Origin of the sequence: Enterobacter sp. SST3, assembly GCF_000286655.1 — a bacterium.
GTDB lineage: Bacteria > Pseudomonadota > Gammaproteobacteria > Enterobacterales > Enterobacteriaceae > Enterobacter > Enterobacter roggenkampii.
Map to the genome: position 1 here is coordinate 25,491 of NZ_ALNS01000003.1, position 24,760 is coordinate 50,250.

Annotated in this window: 16 protein-coding genes and 1 pseudogene; 12 read left to right on the plus strand and 5 right to left on the minus strand. The window is 59.8% G+C overall.

Features of this window, described 5'->3' with window-relative positions; translation table 11 throughout:
* The first annotated feature begins 117 nt into the window (after positions 1 to 117).
* Together chaB and B498_RS19960 are read left to right on the plus strand one after the other, a co-directional pair.
* Positions 118 to 348: a putative cation transport regulator ChaB gene (chaB, locus tag B498_RS19965; RefSeq protein WP_008499518.1), complete on the plus strand. Its 231-nt coding sequence runs from the start codon at positions 118 to 120 to the stop codon at positions 346 to 348.
* A gap of 177 nt (positions 349 to 525) precedes the next feature.
* Positions 526 to 1,221 carry a gamma-glutamylcyclotransferase gene (locus B498_RS19960; RefSeq protein ID WP_008499519.1) on the plus strand — a complete coding sequence of 232 codons (696 nt, stop codon included), beginning with the start codon at positions 526 to 528 and terminating at the stop codon, positions 1,219 to 1,221.
* 29 nt (positions 1,222 to 1,250) lie between these two features.
* On the opposite strand, the gene B498_RS19955 is transcribed toward B498_RS19960, so the two are convergent.
* The 3 genes from B498_RS19955 to B498_RS19945 form a co-directional block, all read right to left on the minus strand.
* Positions 1,251 to 1,490, minus strand: coding sequence for a DUF1883 domain-containing protein (locus B498_RS19955; protein ID WP_008499520.1), 240 nt, complete (start codon positions 1,488 to 1,490; stop codon positions 1,251 to 1,253).
* A 211-nt stretch (positions 1,491 to 1,701) separates the two neighbouring features.
* Positions 1,702 to 3,486 (minus strand): methyl-accepting chemotaxis protein, encoded by a 1,785-nt coding sequence (locus B498_RS19950; RefSeq protein ID WP_008499521.1) that lies wholly within the window; start codon positions 3,484 to 3,486, stop codon positions 1,702 to 1,704.
* A gap of 106 nt (positions 3,487 to 3,592) precedes the next feature.
* Positions 3,593 to 3,946 carry a DsrE/DsrF/TusD sulfur relay family protein gene (locus B498_RS19945; protein ID WP_008499522.1) on the minus strand — a complete coding sequence of 118 codons (354 nt, stop codon included), beginning with the start codon at positions 3,944 to 3,946 and terminating at the stop codon, positions 3,593 to 3,595.
* A gap of 72 nt (positions 3,947 to 4,018) precedes the next feature.
* Between B498_RS19945 and nasR the strand changes: the two genes are divergently transcribed.
* The 7 genes from nasR (at position 4,019) to B498_RS19915 (ending at position 16,335) form a co-directional block, all read left to right on the plus strand.
* Complete coding sequence (gene nasR, locus B498_RS19940; protein ID WP_008499523.1) at positions 4,019 to 5,203, plus strand: nitrate regulatory protein NasR; 1,185 nt, start codon at positions 4,019 to 4,021, stop codon at positions 5,201 to 5,203.
* A gap of 229 nt (positions 5,204 to 5,432) precedes the next feature.
* Entirely contained in the window at positions 5,433 to 6,680 is a 1,248-nt protein-coding gene (locus B498_RS19935; protein ID WP_008499524.1) for a CmpA/NrtA family ABC transporter substrate-binding protein, read from the plus strand.
* Between the two features lie 2 nt (positions 6,681 to 6,682).
* The gene (gene ntrB, locus B498_RS19930; RefSeq protein WP_008499525.1) at positions 6,683 to 7,561 is read left to right on the plus strand and encodes a nitrate ABC transporter permease; all 879 of its coding nucleotides are present in this window, start codon (positions 6,683 to 6,685) and stop codon (positions 7,559 to 7,561) included.
* A 9-nt stretch (positions 7,562 to 7,570) separates the two neighbouring features.
* A complete protein-coding gene (locus B498_RS19925) occupies positions 7,571 to 8,359 on the plus strand; it encodes an ABC transporter ATP-binding protein (protein WP_008499527.1) in 789 nt (262 codons plus the stop codon).
* 13 nt (positions 8,360 to 8,372) lie between these two features.
* Entirely contained in the window at positions 8,373 to 12,359 is a 3,987-nt protein-coding gene (gene nirB, locus B498_RS0121150; protein WP_008499528.1) for a nitrite reductase large subunit NirB, read from the plus strand.
* Entirely contained in the window at positions 12,356 to 14,881 is a 2,526-nt protein-coding gene (locus B498_RS19920) for a nitrate reductase (protein WP_008499529.1), read from the plus strand. Before nirB ends, B498_RS19920 begins: the two co-directional genes overlap by 4 nt.
* Positions 14,882 to 14,928: 47 nt before the next feature.
* The gene (locus tag B498_RS19915) at positions 14,929 to 16,335 is read left to right on the plus strand and encodes a YchO/YchP family invasin (protein WP_008499530.1); all 1,407 of its coding nucleotides are present in this window, start codon (positions 14,929 to 14,931) and stop codon (positions 16,333 to 16,335) included.
* A gap of 3 nt (positions 16,336 to 16,338) precedes the next feature.
* Here B498_RS19915 and narL read toward each other — a convergent pair whose 3' ends face one another.
* Both narL and narX read right to left on the minus strand, forming a co-directional pair.
* Positions 16,339 to 16,989 carry a two-component system response regulator NarL gene (gene narL / locus B498_RS19910; RefSeq protein ID WP_008499531.1) on the minus strand — a complete coding sequence of 217 codons (651 nt, stop codon included), beginning with the start codon at positions 16,987 to 16,989 and terminating at the stop codon, positions 16,339 to 16,341.
* Complete coding sequence (gene narX / locus B498_RS19905; RefSeq protein ID WP_008499532.1) at positions 16,982 to 18,778, minus strand: nitrate/nitrite two-component system sensor histidine kinase NarX; 1,797 nt, start codon at positions 18,776 to 18,778, stop codon at positions 16,982 to 16,984. The genes narL and narX overlap by 8 nt, the downstream gene beginning before the upstream one ends.
* A gap of 309 nt (positions 18,779 to 19,087) precedes the next feature.
* On the opposite strand from narX, the gene B498_RS19900 reads away from it, so the two are divergent.
* The 3 genes and pseudogenes from B498_RS19900 to narH all read left to right on the plus strand — a co-directional run.
* Positions 19,088 to 20,485 (plus strand): NarK family nitrate/nitrite MFS transporter, encoded by a 1,398-nt coding sequence (locus B498_RS19900; protein ID WP_008499533.1) that lies wholly within the window; start codon positions 19,088 to 19,090, stop codon positions 20,483 to 20,485.
* A gap of 379 nt (positions 20,486 to 20,864) precedes the next feature.
* Positions 20,865 to 24,608, plus strand: a complete 3,744-nt coding sequence (locus B498_RS19895; protein ID WP_008499534.1) for a nitrate reductase subunit alpha — start codon at positions 20,865 to 20,867, stop codon at positions 24,606 to 24,608.
* Positions 24,605 to 24,760 (plus strand): annotated as a pseudogene (gene narH, locus B498_RS23045) (nitrate reductase subunit beta); the annotation flags it as partial. The gene B498_RS19895 and the pseudogene narH, both read left to right, overlap by 4 nt.

Consider the following 24,760-nt stretch of genomic DNA (forward strand, 5'->3'; position numbering starts at 1 on the left):
GAATATTTATTAAATAACAATAAGTTAATATTTTCGATCATTCATAAATGAAGTGTGGGTGGCACGCTGCCATATCGTCGTCCACACTTATCTCTTTAACCAAAAGAGAGGTGAGTGATGCCTTATAAAACGAAACGCGAATTACCCGATAATGTGCAAAACGTGCTGCCCGCTCACGCGCAGGATATCTACAAAGAGGCGTTTAACAGTGCCTGGGATCAGTACAAAGATAAGGACGATCGCCGGGATGATGCCAGCCGTGAAGAGACGGCACACAAAGTCGCCTGGGCCGCTGTAAAACATGAATATGAAAAAGGAGACGACGATAAATGGCATAAAAAGAAATAGCCCTGAAATAATTCGCTGCCTTCATTTTGACTTTTCAGGCGGTTGAACTGCCGTTGTATTGCAACTGGTCCGCTAATTGCTTATCGTTATTCAACTGCTGGCAAAATGACCAGCACCTAAGGCCGGGAAGGCGAATTACAGATGTCGCAAGGAAGCATGCAGTGGCGGAGGTGGAAAGTGTTAACGCGTGATTTCTTAATGAAGGCAGATTGTAAGACGGCATTTGGTGCTATTGAGGAATCGCTTCTCTGGTCAGCTGAACAACGTGCGGCGTCGCTCGCTGCCACGCTTGCCTGCCGCCCGGATGATGGCCCGGTATGGATTTTTGGCTACGGCTCCCTGATGTGGAACCCGGCGCTCGAATTTGTCGAATCGGCAACGGGCACGCTGCCTGGCTGGCATCGCGCATTTTGCCTGCGCCTGACGGCCGGACGCGGCAGCGCGTGCCAGCCCGGGCGTATGCTTGCACTGAAAGAGGGCGGACGCACCACGGGCGTGGCGTATCGCCTCCCGGATGCCACCCTGGAAGAGGAGCTTACGCTGCTCTGGAAGCGTGAGATGATCACCGGCTGCTACATGCCGAGCTGGTGCAAGCTGGATCTTGACGACGGACGCACCGTCAATGCGCTGGTGTTTATCATGGACCCGCGCCATCCGCTGTATGAAGCGGACACCCGCACGCAGGTGATTGCCCCGTTAATTGCCGCCGCCAGCGGGCCGCTGGGTACCAACGCGCAGTATCTCTTCTCTCTCGATCAAGAGCTGACCCGCCTCGGCATGAAGGACGATTGTCTGAATGAGCTGGTGGTGAAGGTGAAGGCGTTGCTGGAAGGAAACCCGCTCAACGGCACGCTGCGACGGGGTTTTGCCTGATAATACGCCCGGCTCGCCGGGCGCATAATTTAAGCTGCTACGTAACTGACAGAATGCTCCAGAGACTGGCTGTGGCTGTCGATCAGCACATCCCAGGTGCCGGTATACGGCACGGTAAGCCAGGCGTTATCATCCTGCACGGTGAGAATATCCGCCTGGGATTGTTTTTGTGCTTTCGCACTCATCAGATGAATACGGCAGCGCTCTGAGCAACGCACCACTACCGTATCCCCGCCAAACAGTTTCAAACTTGTTTTTACTAATGCCATTTTTTACCCCGTAGTCTTAAACAACGCTCTCCCTGCAGCCATATCCGAGCGTGATGTTGTTCACAATTCACTCATGGCATAACACCAAAGGGGAGGGGGAGGGATGCTGATTTTGATCAAAAAATGGCATAACGATTAAACAAAAATGACAAAATCCCTCAAAATTTCAGCTGACGCGCGTTTTACCCGCTAAACGCGCGCCAGTAGAAAATTAAATGCGGAAATGGCCGGCGGTTTCAGCAAGGTCGCCCGCCTGGCTCTGTAGGGCGCCCGCGGCGGCGGCGGATTGCACGACCAGCTCGGCGTTCTGCTGGACCATGCGGTCGAGATGGGTCACCGCGTGGTTAATCTCGTGAATGCCTTTCATCTGCTCGCTGGTGGCGATAGAGATTTCGCGCATGATGCCGGAGACGCTGCCGATGCTGGAGCGGATCTCGTCCATGCTTTCCCCGGCCAGGTGCACGTAGCGGGAGCCGGTGGCCACGCTGTCGGTGGTGGAATCAATCAGCGATTTGATCTCTTTCGCCGCCTGGGCGCTGCGGCTCGCCAGGTTACGCACTTCGCCCGCCACCACGGCAAACCCGCGCCCCTGCTCGCCGGCACGGGCCGCCTCGACGGAGGCGTTCAGCGCCAGAATGTTGGTCTGGAACGCGATGCCGTCAATCACGCTGGTGATGTCGCCAATTTTAGCCGACGCGACTTCGATGGACTGCATGGTGCTGATCGCCTGGGATACCACCTCGCCGCCGCGCGCCGCGGCCGCGGAGGCTTTGCTCGCCTGGTCATTTGCTTCCGCCGCCGATTCGTTCGACTGCGTCACGGAGGCGGTGATCTGCTCTACGGCGCTGGCCGTCTCGCGCAGGCTGGACGCCGCCTGCTCGGTACGTCCGGAGAGATCCTGGTTACCCGCCGCAATCTCCTGAGCGGCGTTTTTCACCGACTCGCTGGCATCACGGAGCTGCACCATCACCACCGACAGCTTATCGCTGAAGGCGTTAAAGGCCTGGGCAATCTGCGCCACCTCGTCCTCACCGCTGTCAGGCAGACGCTGCGACAGGTCGTTAGTCCCGTTGGCAATGTTGTGCATCGCGTCGCGAATGTCCGACAGGCGCTTCAGCAGACGGGCAATCAGGAGGTGAACAATGGCCGCGCTCAGCAGCGCCAGGATCACCAGCGAAATCGCCGAGGCTTTAAGCAGGGAACGCATGCCGGAGGTGGCATCACCGTTGTCGAGGGCGACGACCAGCAGCCAGTTTGTGCCCGGCACGGCGGTTGCCACGAAGGTTTTTTCGACGTCGTTCAGCGTACCGTCGACAAGATTACCGCTTTTCAGCGCAGCAAAATCGATGCCTTTGATGGTCTCAGCAAACGGTTTAAGCGTCAGAGCCGGATCGTTAGCCGCAATCACGCTGCCGTCACTGTTCAGAAGCAAGCCGCTGCTGGACGGAGTTGGATGGATCCCGCGCACGTTCGCCACCACGCTGTCCATGGCCACATCGCCCGCCACCACCGCTTTCAGGGCGCCATTCTCTTTCACCGGCACGGCGAAAGTCACCACCAGTTTACCGGTACCTGCATCAACGTAAGGCGCGGTGACGACCGGGCCGTCCGTGCTGACCACCTGCTGATACCACGGGCGAATGGTCGGGTCATAATCCGCAGGTACGCCCGCGGGCTCAGAGAATTTCGCCGTTTTGCTGGCGTAGCCGACATAAACGTTGGTGAATCCACCCGCCTGCGCAAGCTGTTTAAACACCGGAACCGGGTCGTCACTCAGCGCAACGGTCTGGGCAGAGGCGATAACCGTCATCTTGCTTTTTACCCAGTCGGCAATCGCCATGTTATGGCTGGCGCTGGTGCTGGTCAGGATATCGCGCTGTGACTGCTGGTTATCCTGGCGTGTGACCTGGAAGTTAATAACGGTGTTGAGGAGAAGGGCGACGACCAGACAGCCTGCCGTCGCCGCGATGATGCGTGCACGAATCGATCTGAACATAAGTGAAATACCTGCTGTGTTGTTTCCATGCCTATCGGCAACCCCGCAGGTAAACTTGATGCTGAAACCGCGTCCATAAGAAAATAATATTTTTACGGGTTTATTATTAAAAAGTTAATACTTTATCAGCGGACAGCGTCCACTCGGCCAGTTCAACCAGCGTGCCAATTTCTACGCCATCAATCAGCGGCAGCCCGGTGATACCGCGCCCGTCGGTGCAGGTTTTGCACAGCTTCACCGGCACGTTTTGTGCGGTCAGGATCTCCAGCATCTGCTGAATGTTATAACCCTCGGCCGGCTTTTGTCCCTTCAGCCCGGCGGTGACGGCGTCCGACATTAAAAAGAGGCGTAACGCCAGGTCGCTCTCTTTTTCACGTAGCGCGATCGCCAGGCGCAGGCTGTTGAAAAGGGATTCGCTGCCGTAGGCCGCACCGTTGGCGACGATCACAATCTTCTGCATGTTGACTCCTGTTCTTATAAAGGCACGAATATTGCTTAATTCTCCGGAGTTTCGCTGTCCGGGAGAGTAAGCATGACATTAATGGCAGGCATTTCGCCAGGCGCTGCCGAATGGCTCACGCGCGCAAAGATGATGCGCCAGGAGCAGTTCAGCAAGCTGGCACAGCTGGGCGTGCTTGTGCACGGCATTAGCCAACTGGTGCATATGTTACAGTGCGAGCGCGGGGCGTCCAACGTCTGGCTCTGCTCACAGGGCAAGCTGTACGCTCCCGAATGCAAAGCCAGCCGGGCGCTGGTGGATGAAAACCTCGCAGCCCTTTACGCCATTCTTGACACACAGTCGCCGATTCCGGGAAGTGCCGTCTGTGAACGCATCGGCGGCGCGCTCCTGAGCCTGGAGACGCTTCCCGCGCTGCGTGACGGTGTGATTCAGCAGACGGTAACGGCACCCCAGGCGATGGAACACTACTCCCGCATGCTTCGCCATCTGCTCAGTATCGTGCCGCAGCTTAATGACAGCATTGACGATCCGCAAATCGCAGGACGTTTTGTCGCGCTTTATAGCCTGATGCAGGGCAAGGAGCTGGCGGGACAGGAGCGGGCGCTGGGGGCGATTGGCTTCACGCAGGGTTTTTTCGATGATGTGACTCGTCAGAGGCTGGTTGACCGCATTGACGGGCAGCAGGCCTGCTTTGAGATCTTTCTCTCACACAGCTCCGCTGACGTTCAGACCACCTTTTCAATGCACTGTCAGCCCGATCGTGAAACGGAGCAGCTCCGGCGCGTGGCCTGTACCCGCCAGCCCGCCGCCGATAACGGCCTTACGGCGCTGGCCTGGTTTGCTCTGCAAACCGCGCGCCTTGAGCATCTGCGCACGCTGGAGGAGACGATCATCGCCGATCTGATGGTCGCGGTGGACGAATGCATTCACCGTGACGATGAGTACGCGCTCCCCGGCGATGAACAGGATGACCCGCCGATCCGCTATCCGGAAAAACCGTTGCTTACCCTGGTTCGCCAGCAGGCGCGCGAGATAGAGCAGCTCTCACGTCAGCTTGCGTCGCTGCGCGATACGCTTGAAGAGCGCAAAATCATTGATAAAGCGAAGAGCGTGCTGATGACCCACCAGAATATGAGTGAGGAACAGGCCTGGACGGCGCTGCGCAAAATGGCGATGGACAAGAACCAAAGGATGGTGGATATCGCCCGCGCGCTGCTCATAGTGAAGAGTGTATGGCAGGTAACACCAAAGGAGTAGCTGCACGGTCGGTGGGCATTTTATGCCTGTTTGCGGTGCGTAAAGGCGAGTGAATAACGGTAAGCGCCGCAAGAAACAGTGTGTTAAAACCTGGCATTCACTTTGCATTATCAGATTAACCATTTTTGACGATGCGCCAACGGCGGTGCATCCGTCTTCGGGATAAAGGCGTCCACTGGTGCTTCGGCACCGTGGGCGCTTTTTTTTTGGTTTTTTTTCAGGAGTGGTCATGGCGGATTTGTCGAGACGGCGTTTTTTGCAGGCCAGCATGCTGGCGAGTAGTGCAATGCTGTTGCCGGGTGTCATTCAGGCCGCATGGGCGGCAGGCTCGGATAAACCGGAGCAGGAAACAGTACGCATCGGGTTTATCCCGCTGACAGACTGTGCCCCGGTGGTTATCGCGGCGCTGAAAGGGTTTGATAAAAAATACGGTATTACCATCGTGCCCACCAAAGAGGCGAGCTGGGCGGCGGTGCGCGACAAGCTGGTGGCGGGCGAACTCGATGCCGCGCACATTCTCTACGGCCTGCTGTACGGACTGGAGCTGGGCATCGCCGGCAAGCCACAGCAGATGGCTAACCTGATGACCCTCAACCAGAACGGCCAGGCGATTACGCTCTCCAGCGATCTGGCAGAGAAGGGCGTTCGTGACCTTGACGGGCTGAAAAAGCGGATTGGGCAGCAGGCGCCTGGCACCTATACCTTCGCGCACACCTTCCCGACCGGGACGCACGCCATGTGGCTCTACTACTGGCTGGCCAGCGCGGGCATTCACCCTTTTGACGACGTGCGCACGGTGGTGGTGCCGCCGCCGCAGATGGTGATGAACATGCGCATTGGCAACATGGTCGGCTTTTGCGTCGGCGAGCCGTGGAACGCGCGTGCCATCAACGACCGCATCGGTTTTACCGCCGCCACGTCGCAGTCTGTCTGGGCCGACCATCCGGAAAAAATCCTCGGGACGCGTCGCGACTGGGTGGAGAAAAACCCGCACACCGCCCGGGCGCTGGTGAGCGCAGTGCTGGAGGCGGCGCGCTGGATTGAGGCCTCCCCGGAAAACAAACGCGAAACCGCGCAGATCCTCTCCCGCCGGGCGTGGCTCAACTGCAAAGAGCAGTATCTCACCGGACGCATGCTCGGCGAGTACGACAACGGCCTGGGCCAGCGCTGGCAGGACGCGCACCCGATCCGCTTCTTCAACGAGGGGGCCGTCAGCTACCCGTATCTCTCCGACGGCATGTGGTTCTTAACCCAGTTCCGCCGCTGGGGCTTGCTCAAAGCCGCCCCGGACTATGCGGGCATCGCACAACGCATTAACCAGACGGCGGTCTGGCAGGATGCCGCCACGGCGGTGGGGGGCATTACCACACCGACTTCACCACTACGCAGCAGCACCTTGATGGACGGCACCGTCTGGAACGGTACCGACCCGGAAGGATACGCCAGCCGTTTCGCCATTCACCGTAAAGGGGCCTGATTATGCAGCATCTGCAAAAGACAAAATCACACGAGACGCCGGAGAGTGGAGAGGTGATTGTCCTGCCTCCGGTGCAGGTTCGCCGCCGTACGCCGACGTTTGCGCGTCGGATTAACGCGATCCTTCAGCGCATCATTCCGGCTTTTCTGGGGCTGGGACTGCTGGTGGTGCTCTGGCAGCTGGCGGCGATTAACAGCAAAGGTTTCCCGACGCCGCTCAGCACGCTCGATTCCGCTATTACCCTGTTTGCCGATCCGTTTTATCGCGACGGGCCAAACGACATGGGCATCGGCTGGAACGTTCTCGCCTCATTACAGCGCGTGGCGGTGGGCTTTGGCCTGGCCGCGTTCGCCGGGATCCCGCTCGGTTTCCTGATTGGCCGCTTCACCTTTTTTTCGCGCATGTTCGGCCCGCTGATCGCGCTGTTACGCCCGGTTAGCCCGCTGGCCTGGCTGCCCATCGGCCTGCTGCTGTTCCAGAAAGCGGAGCCCGCGTCGAGCTGGACCATTTTTATCTGCTCCATCTGGCCGATGGTGATCAACACCGCCGAAGGCGTGCGGCGTATTCCGCAGGACTACCTCAACGTGGCCCGGGTGCTGCAGCTTTCCGAGTGGACCATCATGCGCCGCATTCTCTTCCCGGCGGTGTTGCCCGCGGTGCTGACCGGGGTGCGCCTCTCCATCGGCATCGCCTGGCTGGTGATTGTCGCCGCCGAGATGCTGACCGGCGGTTTAGGGATCGGTTTCTGGATCTGGAACGAGTGGAACAACCTCAACGTCGAAAACATTCTCATCGCCATCGTCATCATTGGCGTGGTCGGGCTGCTGCTGGAGCAGGGGCTGATGCTGATCGCCCGTCGCTTTAGCTGGCAGGAAAAATAAGGAGCGAACATGAAACCATTAATCCAGGTCCAGGCCGTGAGCCAGCGTTTTTCCACCGCCAGCGGCGAATTTCTGGCGCTGCAGAACGTCTCCTTTGATATCCATGAGGGCGAAACCGTCAGCCTGATTGGGCACTCCGGCTGCGGTAAATCGACGCTGCTGAACCTTATCGCTGGGATCACGCTGCCGACGGAAGGCGGGCTGATTTGCGACAACCGCGAAATTGCCGGGCCGGGTCCGGAGCGCGCGGTGGTATTCCAGAACCATTCGCTGCTGCCGTGGCTCACCTGCTTCGACAACGTGGCCCTGGCGGTAGATCACGTGTTTCGCCACAGCATGAGCAAGGCGGAGCGCCGGGAGTGGATTGAGCACAACCTCGACCGCGTGCAGATGGGGCACGCCATGCACAAGCGCCCGGGGGAGATCTCCGGCGGCATGAAGCAGCGCGTCGGGATTGCCCGCGCGCTGGCGATGAAGCCGAAAGTTCTGCTGATGGATGAACCCTTCGGCGCGCTGGATGCGCTGACGCGCGCCCATCTGCAGGACTCGGTGATGCAGATCCAGCAGGCGCTGAACACCACCATCGTGCTGATTACCCACGACGTGGACGAGGCGGTGCTGCTCTCCGATCGCGTGCTGATGATGACCAACGGCCCGGCGGCGACCGTCGGGGAGATCCTGCACGTTGACCTGCCGCGCCCGCGTAACCGGGTGCAGCTGGCCGACGACAGCCGCTATCACCACATGCGCCAGCAGATCCTGCATTTCCTCTATGAAAAGCAGCCGAAAGCGGCGTAGCGAGGGGGCTTTGATGCGACTGGTCATTATCGGAAATGGCATGGCGGCCACGCGGCTGATTGCCTCGCTCACCGGGCGTGCTGTCGATCGTTTCACTATTACCGTCATCGGTGACGAGCCGGAGCATGCCTATAACCGCATCCAGCTTTCGCCGGTGCTGGGCGGTGAAAAAACGGCGGCGGGCATCTGTCTTCAGAATGACGACTGGTACCAGGAACGGGGCGTGACGGTGCTGCGGGGCGAAAAGGCGCTCGCCGTGAATGTGGACACGCGGGAAGTGCAAACCACCGCCCGCACGCTGGGCTGGGATGCGCTGGTGTTTGCCACCGGATCAACGCCCTTTGTTCCGCCGATCCCCGGCTGCGATGCGCCGCATGTCTTCACGTTCCGTACCCTGGAGGATATCCGGGCCATTCGGGCGATCGCCGGTCCGGCGGTAGTGCTGGGCGGCGGCGTGCTCGGGGTTGAGACGGCGGCAGCGCTGGCGCGCTCAGGGGACAACGTCACCCTTGTTCATCGCGGTCCGTGGCTGATGGAGCAGCAGCTGGATGAGCAGGCGGGCGTGCTGCTGGAAGAGGCGCTGGCGGCGCGGGGCGTGCGCTGTGAGCTCGCCTCTGGCATCGCGGCGATTGACGGGAATAGCGTGACGCTGCTGAACGGACGCAGCGTCGCCGCGGCGCGCGTGGTGCTGGCGACCGGCGTGCAGCCCAACGTCGTGCTGGCGCAGGCCAGCGGCATTCGCTGCGCGCGCGGCATCGTGGTGGATCACCAGATGCAAACCTCCGCGCCGGACGTCTACGCCATTGGCGAATGCTGTGAAATTGACGGCCAGACGTTTGGCCTGGTCGCCCCCTGTCTGGCGCAGGCGGATATCCTCGCCGCACGGCTGGCCGGAGATGTCATCGCGCCGTTTGCCCTGACCGACAACGGCGTGCGCCTCAAGGTGACCGGCGTGGAGCTGTTCAGCCTCGGTCGCGCGGCAGAGCAGGAGGGCGATGTGGTCTGGAGCGCATGGGATCCGCTGACCCGTCACTATCGTCGTTTACTGATCCATCAGGGGGCGCTGGCTGGCGTGCTGCTGATGGGGGACTGCCGCAGCGCGGCGACATTTACCGATTTACTGGCAACGGCTGCGCCCGCGCACGCGGACTGGCTGTTCGATCGTTTCACTACGCAACCGCAGGTTGCAGGACAGAACGCTATGACAAAACCTACTCTGGTGGTGGTTGGGCACGGTATGGTCGGCCATCATTTCCTCGAAGACTGCGTTAACCGCAATCTGCATCAGCAGTATCAGATCGTTGTCTTTGGCGAGGAGCGCTATGCCGCCTATGACCGCGTGCATCTGTCGGAATATTTTGGCGGCCGCAGCGCGGCGTCGCTTTCGCTGGTGGAGGGGGATTTCTTTGCCGACAACGGCATTGAGCTGCGCCTGTCGCAGCAGATTGTCGCTATCGATCGCGACGCGCGCGTGGTGCGTAGCGCCAGCGGGCACGAAACCCACTGGGATAAACTGGTGCTGGCGACCGGCTCATACCCGTTCGTGCCGCCCGTGCCGGGCCACGATTTGCCGGGCTGTTTTGTCTACCGCACCCTTGACGATCTGGACAAGATTGCGGCGCATGCGGCGGGCTCACGCCGCGGTGTCGTGATTGGCGGCGGGCTGCTGGGGCTGGAGGCGGCGAATGCCCTGAAGCAGCTCGGGCTGGAAACTCACGTGGTGGAGTTTGCGCCCAATCTGATGGCGGTCCAGCTCGACAACGACGGCGCGGCGATGCTGCGCAAGAAAATCGAGGCGCTTGGCGTCGGTGTGCATACCAGTAAAGCAACGACAGAGATCGCCGCCGCGGACGGCGGGCTGGTGCTGCGCTTTGCCGATGGCGAACAGCTTGAAACAGACATGGTGGTCTTTTCTGCCGGCATTCGTCCCCAGGACGCGCTGGCGCGCAGCAGCGGGCTGGCTATCGGCGAACGCGGCGGGATCGGCATTGACGACCGCTGTCAGACCTCCGATCCGGACGTGCTGGCCATTGGTGAATGCGCCCTGTGGGAAGGGAAAATCTTCGGGCTGGTTGCGCCCGGCTACCAGATGGCGAGGGTGGCCGCCGCCGCGCTGGCGGGAGAGGAGAAAACCTTCGCCGGCGCGGATATGAGCACCAAACTCAAGCTGCTGGGCGTGGACGTGGCCTCGTTCGGCGATGCTCACGGCCGCACGCCAGGGGCGCTGAGCTACCAGTGGACGCACGGCCCGCAGCAAATCTACAAGAAAATCGTGGTCAGCCACGACGGCAAAACGCTGCTCGGCGGCGTGCTGGTGGGTGATGCCAGCGAATACGCCACGCTGGTACAGATGATGCTCAACGGGATAGCCCTGCCAAAAGAGCCGGAAACGCTGATATTACCCGCGTCGTCAGGCAGTGCGCCAAAAGCGCTCGGCGTGGCAGCGCTGCCGGAAAGCGCACAAATCTGTTCGTGTCATAACGTCAGCAAAGGCGATATCTGTCAGGCGGTAAGTGCGGGCGCAACGGATATCGGCGCGATTAAGCAGTGCACCAAAGCGGCGACCGGCTGCGGAGGATGTAGCGCACTGGTGAAGCAGGTGATGGAGTTCCAGCTGGCGGCGCAGGGCGTGGAGGTGAAAAAGGACATCTGCGAACACTTCCCGTACTCGCGTCAGGAGATTTACCACCTCGTGCGCGTCAACCATATCCGCACCTTTGACCAGCTCATTAGTCGCTACGGTCAGGGACACGGGTGCGAAATTTGTAAGCCACTGGTGGGGTCAGTGCTCGCCTCCTGCTGGAACGAGTATCTGCTGAAACCGGCACACCTGCCGCTGCAGGACACCAACGACCGCTACTTCGCCAATATCCAGAAGGACGGTACTTACTCCATCGTGCCGCGCATGCCTGCGGGGGAAGTGACCGCAGACGGGCTGATCGCCATCGGCCAGATTGCGAAACGCTACAGCCTTTACAGCAAAATCACCGGCGGCCAGCGTATCGACCTGTTTGGCGCCACGCTCGAACAGCTGCCGGAGATCTGGCAGGCGCTGGTGGAAGCCGGATTTGAAACCGGGCACGCCTACGGCAAATCCCTGCGCACGGTGAAATCCTGCGTCGGGTCGACCTGGTGTCGCTACGGCGTGCAGGACTCCACCGGCCTCGCGGTCAGGCTCGAGCACCGCTACAAAGGCCTGCGCGCACCGCACAAAATCAAAATGGCGGTCTCAGGGTGTACCCGCGAATGCGCCGAGGCGCAGAGTAAAGACGTGGGGGTGATTGCCACCGATAAGGGGTGGAACCTCTACCTGTGCGGCAACGGCGGCATGAAGCCGCGCCATGCGGATCTCTTCGCCAGCGATCTTGATGATGACACGCTGATCCGCACCGTCGATCGCTTCCTGATGTTCTACATCCGCACGGCGGATCGCCTGCAGCGCACCAGCACCTGGATGGACAACCTGGAAGGCGGCCTCGACTACCTGCGGGAGGTGATCCTCAACGACAGCCTGGGCATCGCCCACGAGCTGGAACAGGAGATGGCCCGGGTGGTGGAAACCTACCAGTGCGAATGGCAAACCACGCTTAACGATCCCAACCGTCTGGCGCTGTTCCGCACGGCGGTGAACGACACCGCAGCGGATCAAGGTAAGCGCTGGCAGGAAATCTGCGGCATCGACGATATCCCCGAGCAGGCGGGAATCGGCGCGCGGCTTGGGCGTAAGCCGATCGCGCTGTTCCGCTTTGGCAAAACCGTTTACGCCCTCGACGATCGGGAGCCAGGCAGCAGCGCGAACGTGCTTTCCCGCGGCATTCTTGGCGATGCGGCGGGGGAGCCGGTGGTGATTTCCCCGCTCTACAAGCAGCGTATCCGCCTGCGCGACGGCTGTCAGGTGGAGAACGGCGAACCCGCGGTGCGCGCCTGGCCGGTCAAAATTGAGAACGGCAAGGTGTGGGTCGGTAATGATGCCCTGGTAATGCGTGCGGAGGCCTCATGACGGAAATCCGGACAACGTGTCCCTACTGCGGGGTCGGCTGCGGCGTGGTCGCCCGCGTGGACGGTGAAACGGTCAGCGTTCGGGGGGATGAAACCCATCCTGCGAACTTTGGCCGCTTGTGCGTGAAAGGATCGGCCCTGGGGGAAACAATGGGGTTACAGGGGCGATTGCTGCGCCCCGTTGTTGACGGTGCTGAGGTGGCCTGGGCGCAGGCGCTGGGAGCGGCAGGCGAGCGCCTCCAGGACATTATCGACAAATGGGGGCCGCAGGCGGTGGCATTTTACGCGTCCGGGCAATTGCTTACCGAGGATTATTACGCCGCCAATAAGCTGATGAAAGGGTTTATCGGCGCGGCGAACATTGATACCAACTCCCGGCTCTGCATGTCATCGGCGGTCGTTGGCTACAAGCGCGCCTTTGGTGAAGACGTCGTGCCGTGTAGCTACGAGGATGTGGAAAACAGCGATCTGGTGGTGCTGGTGGGATCAAACGCGGCCTGGACGCATCCGGTGCTCTATCAGCGGCTGGTGCAGGCAAAGCACAACAATCCGCAGATGAAAGTGGTGGTCATCGATCCGCGCAGAACCGCCACCTGTGATATTGCTGACCTGCATCTGGCGCTCACTCCCGGCAGCGACGCCGGGCTGTTCGTCGGTCTGCTTAATGTCATTCAGGGAACGGACGCGTGGCCGATATCCCGCGTGGAGGCGTTTTGCGGCCTCTCGCCGCAGGATATTGGTACGTTTTACGACTGGTTTGTGACGGCGCCCCGGGCCATCACGCTCTACACCATGGGAATCAACCAGTCCTCCAGCGGCAGCGACAAATGCAGCGCCATCATTAACGTGCACCTTGCCAGCGGAAAATTTAACCGTCCGGGCTGCGGCCCGTTTTCGCTGACCGGACAGCCAAACGCGATGGGCGGAAGAGAGGTGGGCGGGCTGGCAAATCAGCTGGCGGCGCACATGAACTTTGAGCCGGACGATCTCTCGCGGGTGGCGCGTTTCTGGGGAACGGAACGGCTTGCGCAGACGCCGGGCTTGATGGCGGTTGAGCTGTTTGACGCCATTGCCCGCGGCGAGGTGAAGGCGGTGTGGATCATGGGCACTAACCCCGCCGTGTCGCTGCCGGACAGCCACGCGGTGTGTCAGGCGCTGGGGCGCTGCCCGCTGGTCATTGTCTCTGAGGTGATGAATGATACCGACACCAGCCGGTTTGCCCATATTCGCTTTCCGGCGCTGGGCTGGGGAGAGAAGGACGGGACGGTGACCAATTCCGAGCGACGCATTTCGCGCCAGCGCGCGTTTCTGCCCGCGCCCGGCGAGGCAAAGCCGGACTGGTGGATCGTCGCGCAGGTGGCGAAACGGCTGGGGCACGGTGACGCCTTTGCCTGGCTGCATCCCCACGAGATTTTTTGCGAGCATGCGGCGCTGACGGCCTTTGAAAATGACGGCGCGCGGGTGTTAAACCTTCATGACCTGGCTACGTTAACCCGTGAGGAGTGGGAGCGGCTTGAACCCTGGCAGTGGCCTGGGGGGGATTTCCCGTGCCGAAACATTGTTCCCGTTAACCCTCTGTCGCACGGTGCGACGGTCAGCGCGTTTTACCCGCTGATTCTCAACTCCGGGCGCATCCGCGATCAGTGGCATACCATGACGCGAACAGGATATGTGGCCAGACTGATGCAGCATATCGCCGAACCCTTTGTTGAGGTTTGCCCCGCAGACGCCGTTCGGTTTTCCCTGTGCGACGGTCAGCTGGCGCGCATCAGTTCGCCGCGCGGCGTCATGGTAGCAAGAGTGCGCATCAGCGACGCCCAGCGTGAAGAGAACGCTTTTGCCCCGATGCACTGGAACGCTGCGTTTGCCCGCCAGGGAAAGGTGAATGCGCTGGTGGAAGGGCGCTGCGATCCGGTTTCGGGCCAGCCTGAGAGTAAACAAACCGCCGTCAGAATCCAGCCCTGGCAGCCCGTCTGGCAGGGAGAACTCTATGCCCGTGAAGGGCTGGAAATGCCCTCTTCGGTTTACTGGTGGCGTAAAGCTTCACGCCTGACGGTGGCGTGCGATAAACCGCTGCTGTCGTGGGTAATGGAATACGCCAGCGGCCGGGGCTGGCAGCTGCAGGTTGCGCAGACCGGTGAACGCAGCAGCGTGCTGGCCTGGCATGAAGGCCAGCTTATGCTGGGTTTCTGGGAAGGTACCGCGTTACCGGCGCTGGCGCATACGGTGATTGAAGCCGCTTTTCATTCCCCCCCCGTGCTGCCCGCAGCACGCCACGCCCTGTTGAACGGGCAGAGCGTCGGGAAGGCGATGGATCCGGGACGCATTATCTGCAGCTGTTTCAGCGTCGGGGAAGAGGCGATACGGGAGGCGATTGCCGGAGGGTGTGATTCCGTCACCGCGCTGGGGGCGAAGCTGCGCTGTGGTACGAACTGTGGTTCCTGCGTGCCGGAGCTGAAAGGGCTGTTTCAGGATAATCCTGAAATGTCCGCCAGAACTGCATTTCAGGGCTTATCGCGTTAACATAATAAGAGTTTATTAATAAACACAGGTTCTTATTGACGACGTTGATGGTTGTATCGTCCCGCATTCGTTTGCTGTTTTTACTCCCCCTTCTTACGGCCGGAGCCGTTCACGGTGCGCCGAATTCCTTTATGCACCAGGCGCAGCACCCCTTTGATAATAATGGGGATAGTCTGCCCGATCTCGGCCTGGCGGCGCCAACGGGCGAAGGGGAGAAACACCTCGCCGAAATGGCGAAAGCCTTCGGTGAAGCCAGCATGACCGACAACGGGCTGACGACCGGCGAGCAGGCGCGTCAGTTTGCCTTTGGTCAGGTACGCGACGCGGTAAGCGGGGAAGTGAACCAGCAGATTGAGTCCTGGCTGTCGCCCTGGGGAAACGCCAGCGTGAACGTGCTGGTGGATAACGACGGCAAATTTAACGGCAGCAGCGGGAGCTGGTTTATTCCGTGGAATGATACTAACCGTTACCTCAGCTGGAGCCAGCTTGGCCTGACGCAGCAGACGGATGGCCTGGTCAGTAACGCCGGAATCGGTCAGCGCTGGGTCGCGGGGAAATGGCTGCTGGGCTACAACACCTTTTACGATAATCTTCTCGATGAAAACCTGCAGCGTGCCGGGCTGGGAGCGGAAGCGTGGGGGGAAAATATGCGCCTCTCAGCGAACTACTATCAGCCCTTTGCCGGATGGCGCGCGCGATCTGACGTTCAGGAGCAGCGCATGGCGCGCGGATATGACGTGACCGCTAAAGCCTGGTTGCCGTGGTTTCATCACCTGAACACCAGCGTCAGCGTTGAGCAGTACTTTGGCGATAACGTTGACCTGTTCAACAGTGGAACCGGGTACCACAACCCGGTTGCGGTCAATCTGGGGCTTAACTATACCCCCGTTCCACTCGTCACGTTGACCGCCGGGCACAAGCAGGGCGAAAGCGGCGAGAGCCAGAATAACCTTGGGCTGAAGCTCAACTACCGCTTTGGCGTGCCGCTGGCTAAGCAGCTTTCCGCCGATGAGGTTGCCGCGACGCGATCCCTGCGCGGCAGCCGCTACGATTCACCGGAGCGCACTAGCCTGCCGGTGATGGAATTCCGCCAGCGTAAAACGCTGTCCGTCTGGCTGGCCACGCCGCCGTGGGATCTGAAAGGGGGCGAGACCGTTATGCTGAAGCTGCAGGTTCGCAGCACGCACGGCATCCGTCAGATCCACTGGCAGGGGGATACGCAGGCATTGAGCCTGACGTCGCCGGCCAAAAGTAACAGCGCAGACGGCTGGAGCGTGATTATACCTGCCTGGAATGAACAGGAAGGTGCGACAAACCGCTGGCACCTCTCGGCGGTGGTAGAAGATGAGAAAGGCCAGCGCGTCTCGTCCAATGAGATCACGCTTGCTGTGGTGCAGCCGCTGGTCGCATTGCCTGATGACGACCCGCGCTGGAAGCTGCTGCCGGAGGAGTAATCCTTAGAAAATGCGTTCCTGATGCACCCACACGGCGGCTTCAACGCGAGATTTTAACTTCATTTTCTTCAGCATATGCTTCACGTGCACTTTGACCGTGCTTTCGGTGATGTCCAGGCGGCGAGCGATCATTTTGTTCGGCAGGCCTTGGGCAATGAGCTTGAGAATGTCGCGCTCGCGCGGCGTGAGCTGGCTGACGTCACGGTCAGAGGTGGCGCGGTTAGCGCGCAGGCTGGCGGCCAGCACCGGCGTTAAGGCTTCGCTCAATACCATCTCGCCCGCCGCCGCCTGCTGCAGCGCCTTAAGCAGATCTTCCGGCTCCATGTCTTTCAGCAGATAGCCATCCGCCCCGCGCTTCAGCGCCGTGACCACATCCTCTTCATGGTTCGACACGCTAAAGACGACGATGCGTCCGGAAAGCGATTTTTCCCGCAGCTTGTCGAGGGTCTCCAGTCCGTTCATGCCCGGCATATTCAGATCGAGCAGGATCAGATCGGGATCGAGGGATTCGGCAAGCTCAATGCCCTGTTCGCCGTTGCTGGCTTCACCCACCACGGTGATATCGGGCGCCATGCTGACCAGCTGTTTCACGCCAGTACGCAGCATCGGATGGTCGTCGATCAACAGGATGGATGCCGGTTCCTGATTAGTCATGGGTATCTCCTTGAGCAGTTGTAAGCGGTTTCTCGGGAATAAAGGTGACGACAACTTCCGTGCCGCCCGACTCTCTCCGGCGAACCTGGCAATCACCGCGCAGGCTTTGGGCGCGGTCTCGCATAATGATTAAACCATAATGGTTAGTGCGTTCGGCATTTTCCGGCACGCCGCGGCCGTTATCGTGAACCGTCAGTTTCACCTGATTGTCGTGCTGGCTGACGGTGACCGTGACCGCCGTTGCTTCAGCGTGTTTAAGCACGTTGCTCAGCGCTTCGCGGGCGATCTGCAGTAAATGTATGGCCTGATGGGAGGGGACAAAGCGCGGCGGCAGCTGGTAATCCAGCTTCACCGGGAACCCCAGCCGGGCGCTAAATTCGTGACAGCTGGATTCCAGCGCCGGGCGCAGGCCCGGCTCGGTCAGCTGCAGACGGAAGGTGGTCAGCAGCTCGCGCAGCTGCACCCAGGAGGTGTTCAGCTCGTTGCGGATCTGGCTGAGCAGCTGCTTGTTGCTGTCGGGCATCTCCGCATCCTGCATCTGCAGGCAGCTCACCTGCATTTTCATACAGGAAAGCGACTGGGCGATGGAGTCGTGCAGCTCGCGGGCGATGGTCGCGCGCTCTTCCATGACGATCAGCTGCTGCTGTTTTTCCTGATGCCTGTCGAGCGCCAGCGTGGCCGTCAGCTGTTCAACCAGCGTATCCACCAGCTGCTGCTGGTCGTGGCTCAGGTGGCGTCCGGTTGGCAGGGTGGCCAGCAGAATGCCGTACTGAGTGTGGCTATCCGTCAGGCGCCACTTCAGGGTCGTGCCGCCAGAGGTCAGCGGCGGCAGGCCGCGAGGGCAAAGATGGCAGCCTTTGTCATCGCAGGACATATCGGACTGACAGGTAAATTCCTGGTGGTTCTCTTCGTCTTCCACATCGTAGACCCGCAGCTCCAGATCGCGCAGCAGGGTCAGCTTTTGCAGGCCATTCAGCACCGGTGAGAGACGTTCACATAGCGGCACCTGCATGTGCAAGCGACGGTTGGCCTGCCAGAGGAAAGAGAGGATCTCGTTTTTCTGCTCCAGCCCGGCCGTTTTTTCCTGTACGCGCTGCTCCAGCACCGCGTAGCTCTCGGAGAGCTCTGCCGACATGGTATTGAGTGCCTGGCCGAGCATGGCCATCTCGTTGCGCCCGCTAATGTGCGTGCGCTGGGTAAAATCGCGTGCGGTTACCGCGCGGGCCATCGCCAGCAGCTGTTTCCAGGGATTCAGCAGACGCGCGCGGAGCCAGACGATGGTGAAGATCAGCAGCAGCCCCATAAACAGCGCCATGGCCCGGTGCACCATCACCACCCGGTCGATGCGTAATTCGGTCGTCTGGTCGAACGCGGAGACCAGCGCGTCAATGCGGGAGACAAACCCCGCCACGTCCTGGGCAACGGCTTCTGTACTGCGTGCCTGTTTCAGGCCCGGCTGCAGCTGGGTGTGCCAGTACCCCTGAAGGGCTTTCAACTGGGATTGCTGACCGGCACGGATGGCGGCATTTTCCAGCTCGGGGCTGAACGCCGTGCGCTCCATTTCATCGATTAAAGGCCGATCGTCCTGCGTCAGCGGAACCGCCGCCAGCAGACGGTAACTCTGCATGCGTAGCGAGCCTGCCTCGTTGATGGCATGCGCATTACCCTGTACCCCTTGTACCAGCCAGCCGGAGATCGCCATGCCGGTCACGCCGATGGCGGTGGACAGCAAAACAATCAGGGCGAGCTGATTCACGAGCGTTAGCGGAGATAAGCATCTTTTTAACATAGAGTGGGCGTGCTCCTGACGTGGCCTGCTTGCAGGAATGGCGCTATTCTGGTGCATACCCTGGAGTATACCCATACCAATAAAGGATTACCCCTAAATTGCCAACGGAGTAGGGGGAAAGAGGTGGGCGCTGCAGGGAACCGTCAGTGCCGTGAAAAACCACGTCTTTTTTACCGAATTAGCCTACTCACTAAGGGTGAGGCCTTATTTTACGCCGCAAATCCTCCCACTTTTCCTTTGATTTATATCAACTTACCGCCGCCCTAAAACCCTAATGTTTGCAGCATCATTCGAGAATCAGAGGTGTCTATGAGTCACTCATCCGCTCCCGAAAGGGAAAATGGTGCCGTTATTACTGACTGGCGTCCAGAGGATCCGGCGTTCTGGCAACAGCGCGGCCATCGTGTAGCAAGCCGGAATCTGTGGATTTCCGTGCCGTGCTTGTTGTTAGCGTTTTGCGTGTGGATGTTGTTTAGCGCGGTGGCGGTAAACCTGCCCAAAGTCGGGTTTACGTTCACAACCGATCAGCTGTTTATGCTGACCGCGCTGCCGTCGCTGTCAGGCGCGCTGCTGCGCGTCCCTTACGCGTTTATGGTGCCGGTCTTCGGCGGCCGTCGCTGGACGGCGTTCAGTACGGGCATCATGATCGTCCCATGCGTGTGGCTCGGCTTCGCGGTGCAGGATACCTCCACGCCGTTCAGCGTGTTCGTGATTATCTCCCTGCTGTGCGGCTTTGCCGGGGCGAACTTCGCCTCCAGCATGGCGAACATCAGCTTCTTCTTCCCGAAAGCGAAGCAGGGCGGCGCGCTGGGGATTAACGGCGGTCTGGGCAATATGGGCGTGAGCGTGATGCAGCTGATCGCGCCCCTGGCGATCTCGGTCTCCATTTTTGCAGCCTTTGGCGGCGGTGGCGTTGAGCAGGCGGATGGTTCTTCCCTCTATCTGCAAAACGCAGCCTGGATCTGGGTGCCGTTCCTCGTGATCTTCACCCTTGCAGCCTGGTTCTTTATGAATGACCTGTCCGCGTCGAAGGCGTCGCTGAGCGAACAGCTGCCGGTGCTGAAGCGTGGACACCTCTGGGTGATGGCGCTGCTGTATCTGGCGACCTTCGGTTCGTTTATCGGCTTCTCGGCGGGCTTCGCGATGCTGTCGAAAACGCAGTTCCCGGACGTGCAGATCCTGCAATTCGCCTTCTTCGGTCCTTTCATTGGCGCACTGGCGCGTTCGCTGGGGGGCATGATCTCCGACCGTCTGGGCGGGACCCGCGTGACGCTGGTTAACTTCGTCGTGATGGCAGTCTTCTGTGCGCTGCTGTTCCTGACGCTGCCTGCTGACGGACAGGGCGGGAGCTTCATCGCCTTCTTCGGCGTGTTTATGGTGCTGTTCCTGACGGCCGGGCTGGGGAGTGCGTCTACCTTCCAGATGATCTCCGTGATCTTCCGCAAGCTGACGATGGACCGCGTGAAGGCGCAGGGCGGAAGCGAAGAGCAGGCGATGCGTGAAGCGGCAACGGATACGGCTGCAGCCCTGGGCTTTATCTCTGCGATTGGCGCAATTGGTGGCTTCTTTATTCCGAAAGCGTTCGGCATCTCACTGGATCTGACCGGCTCTCCGGCGGGTGCAATGAAGGTCTTCCTCATCTTCTATATCGCCTGCGTTGTGATTACGTGGCTGGTATATGGCCGTAATACCAAAAAAAATAAGTAAGTGTGATTATCCGTTTACGCGGCCTTCGGGCCGCGTTTTTTTGGGGTCAAAATAGTTACAACATACTGAAAGCTCTTCTCAGGAAATCCGCAGGCAACACTGTGATCGCCATCGCTTTCCAGGGCGCTCTACCCCTTAATACCTGAGATGTTAAATTTTGCCTGGTCTTTTGTAGGATGAAATTAAAATAACCTTATATTTCATATAGATATGAAATTTATAAAGATACCGCTTTGGTGGTATTCGGTGTAATCCCTCGCCTGAAAGTCCCTCGTCGTCTTGATCGTTATCAATTCTCCCTCTCTTTCAGGGCGTTACCTTCGCTGCAAATCAGCAATGTCGATTTAGAGAGCCACAGGCTCCATACAGGAGATACCCGATGAGCAAGTTTTTGGACCGGTTTCGCTACTTCAAGCAGAAGGGCGAAACGTTTGCCGATGGGCACGGCCAGGTTCTGGATACCAACCGGGACTGGGAAGACGGTTACCGCCAGCGCTGGCAGCATGACAAAGTCGTCCGTTCTACCCACGGCGTAAACTGCACTGGCTCATGTAGCTGGAAGATTTTCGTTAAAAACGGTCTGGTGACGTGGGAAATGCAGCAGACCGACTACCCGCGCACCCGTCCGGATATGCCGAACCATGAACCGCGCGGCTGCCCGCGCGGCGCCAGCTACTCCTGGTATCTCTACAGCGCCAACCGTCTCAAATATCCGCTGATGCGTAAACGCCTGATGAAAATGTGGCGTGAAGCGAAAGTGCAGCACAGCGATCCGGTTGATGCGTGGGCATCCATCATCGAGGACGCCGACAAAGCGAAAAGCTTCAAGCAGGCGCGCGGTCGCGGTGGTTTCGTTCGCTCTTCCTGGAAAGAGGTGAACGAGCTGATTGCCGCCTCCAACGTCTACACCGTGAAAACCTACGGTCCTGACCGCGTGGCAGGCTTCTCGCCAATCCCGGCGATGTCGATGGTCTCTTACGCTTCCGGCGCGCGCTATCTCTCCTTAATCGGCGGTACCTGCCTGAGCTTCTACGACTGGTACTGCGACCTGCCGCCAGCGTCTCCACAGACCTGGGGCGAACAGACCGACGTACCGGAGTCCGCCGACTGGTACAACTCCAGCTACATCATCGCCTGGGGCTCAAACGTGCCGCAGACCCGTACGCCGGACGCGCACTTCTTTACCGAAGTCCGTTACAAAGGCACCAAAACCGTTGCGGTGACCCCGGACTACGCGGAAATCGCCAAGCTGTGTGACCTGTGGCTAGCACCGAAACAGGGGACCGATGCCGCGATGGCGATGGCGATGGGCCACGTCATGCTGCGCGAGTTCCATCTGGATAAACCAAGCCAGTACTTCACCGACTACGTCCGTCGCTACACCGACATGCCGATGCTGGTGATGCTCGAAGAGCGTGACGGCTACTACGCCGCAGGCCGTACGCTGCGCGCCGCCGATCTGGTGGACGCGCTGGGCCAGGAAAATAACCCAGAGTGGAAAACCGTCGCCTATAACAGCAACGGCGAGCTGGTGGCGCCAAACGGCTCTATCGGCTTCCGCTGGGGCGAGAAGGGCAAGTGGAACCTTGAGCAGCGTAACGGCACGACCGGTGAAGAGACGGAACTGCGTCTGAGCATGCTGGGTAGCCAGGACGAGATTGCGGATGTGGGCTTCCCGTACTTTGGCGGCGAAGGTTCCGAGCACTTCAACAAGGTTGAGCTGAAAAACGTGCTGATGCACAAGCTGCCGGTGAAACGCCTGCAGCTGGCCGACGGGACTACCGCGCTGGTCACCACCGTCTATGACCTGACCATGGCGAACTACGGCCTGGAACGCGGTCTGGGTGATGAAAACTGCGCCACCGGCTATGACGACGTGAAGGCTTATACCCCGGCATGGGCGGAGCAGATCACCGGCGTTCCACGCGCGCAGATCGTGCGTATCGCCCGCGAGTTTGCGGAAAACGCCGACCAGACCCACGGTCGCTCCATGATCATCGTCGGTGCGGGTCTTAACCACTGGTATCACCTCGATATGAACTACCGTGGTCTGATCAACATGCTGATCTTCTGCGGCTGCGTCGGCCAGAGCGGCGGCGGCTGGGCGCACTACGTGGGTCAGGAAAAACTGCGTCCGCAGACCGGCTGGCAGCCGCTGGCGTTTGCCCTTGACTGGCAGCGTCCGGCACGCCACATGAACAGCACCTCCTACTTCTATAACCACTCCAGCCAGTGGCGCTACGAGACGGTCACCGCGCAGGAGCTGCTGTCGCCGATGGCGGATAAATCCCGCTACAGCGGCCATCTGATTGACTTCAACGTGCGCGCTGAACGCATGGGCTGGCTGCCGTCTGCGCCGCAGCTGGGCACTAACCCGCTGCGCATTGCACAAGAGGCGAAGAAAGCGGGCATGTCGCCGGTGGATTACACCGTCAAATCCCTGAAGGAAGGCTCCATCCGCTTCGCGGCAGAACAGCCTGAGAACGGCAAAAACCATCCGCGCAACCTGTTCATCTGGCGCTCCAACCTGCTGGGCTCGTCCGGTAAAGGTCACGAGTACATGCTGAAATACCTGCTGGGTACCGAAAACGGCATCCAGGGGAAAGATCTCGGCAAGCAGGGCGGCGTGAAGCCGGAAGAGGTGGAGTGGAAAGACAACGGTCTGGACGGCAAGCTGGATCTGGTGGTGACGCTGGACTTCCGTCTGTCCAGCACCTGCCTGTACTCCGATATCGTGCTGCCAACCGCCACCTGGTACGAAAAAGACGACATGAATACCTCGGATATGCATCCGTTTATTCATCCGCTGTCTGCGGCCGTTGACCCGGCGTGGGAATCAAAAAGCGACTGGGAAATCTACAAAGACATCGCGAAGACATTCTCCGAAGTCTGCGTGGGGCACCTCGGCAAAGAGACTGACGTGGTAACGCTGCCTATCCAGCACGACTCTGCCGCCGAACTGGCGCAGCCGCTGGACGTGAAGGACTGGAAAAAAGGCGAATGCGACCTGATCCCGGGCGTGACCGCACCGCACATCATTCCGGTTGAGCGTGACTACCCGGCAACGTACGAGCGCTTTACCTCTATCGGCCCGCTGATGGAGAAAATCGGTAACGGCGGGAAAGGGATCGCCTGGAACACCCAGAGCGAAATGGACCTGCTGCGCAAGCTCAACTACACCAAAGCGGACGGCCCGGCGAAAGGCCAGCCCATGCTGAACACGGCGATTGATGCGGCAGAGATGATCCTGACCCTGGCCCCGGAAACCAACGGCCACGTCGCGGTGAAGGCCTGGGCGGCGCTGAGCGCGTTCACCGGTCGCGACCATACGCATCTGGCGACGAATAAAGAGGAAGAGAAAATCCGCTTCCGCGATATTCAGGCCCAGCCGCGCAAGATTATCTCCAGCCCGACCTGGTCAGGTCTGGAAGACGAGCATGTGTCCTATAACGCGGGCTACACCAACGTTCACGAGCTGATCCCATGGCGCACCCTGTCCGGCCGCCAGTCGCTGTATCAGGATCACCAGTGGATGCGCGACTTCGGTGAAAGCCTGCTGGTGTACCGTCCGCCTATCGACACCCGCTCCGTGAAAGCGGTGATGGGCGCGAAATCGAACGGTAACCCGGAGAAGGCGCTGAACTTCCTGACGCCGCACCAGAAGTGGGGGATCCACTCCACCTACAGCGACAACCTGCTGATGCTGACCCTGTCGCGCGGCGGTCCGATTGTCTGGATGAGCGAAACGGATGCCAAAGATCTGGGTATTGAAGATAACGACTGGATCGAAGTGTTCAACAGCAACGGTGCCCTGACGGCGCGTGCGGTGGTGAGCCAGCGCGTACCGGCCGGGATGACCATGATGTACCACGCGCAGGAACGTATCGTGAACCTGCCGGGGTCAGAGATCACCGAACAGCGCGGCGGGATCCACAACTCCGTGACCCGCATTACGCCGAAGCCGACCCACATGATCGGTGGCTATGCGCAGCTGGCCTACGGCTTTAACTACTACGGCACCGTAGGATCGAACCGCGATGAGTTCGTGGTGGTACGTAAGATGAAGAATATTAACTGGTTAGACGGCGAAGGTAATGACCAGGTACAGGAGAGCGTAAAATGAAAATTCGTTCACAAGTCGGCATGGTGCTGAATCTGGATAAATGCATCGGCTGCCATACCTGCTCGGTCACCTGTAAAAACGTCTGGACCAGCCGCGAAGGTATGGAATACGCCTGGTTCAACAACGTGGAAAGCAAGCCGGGCACCGGCTTC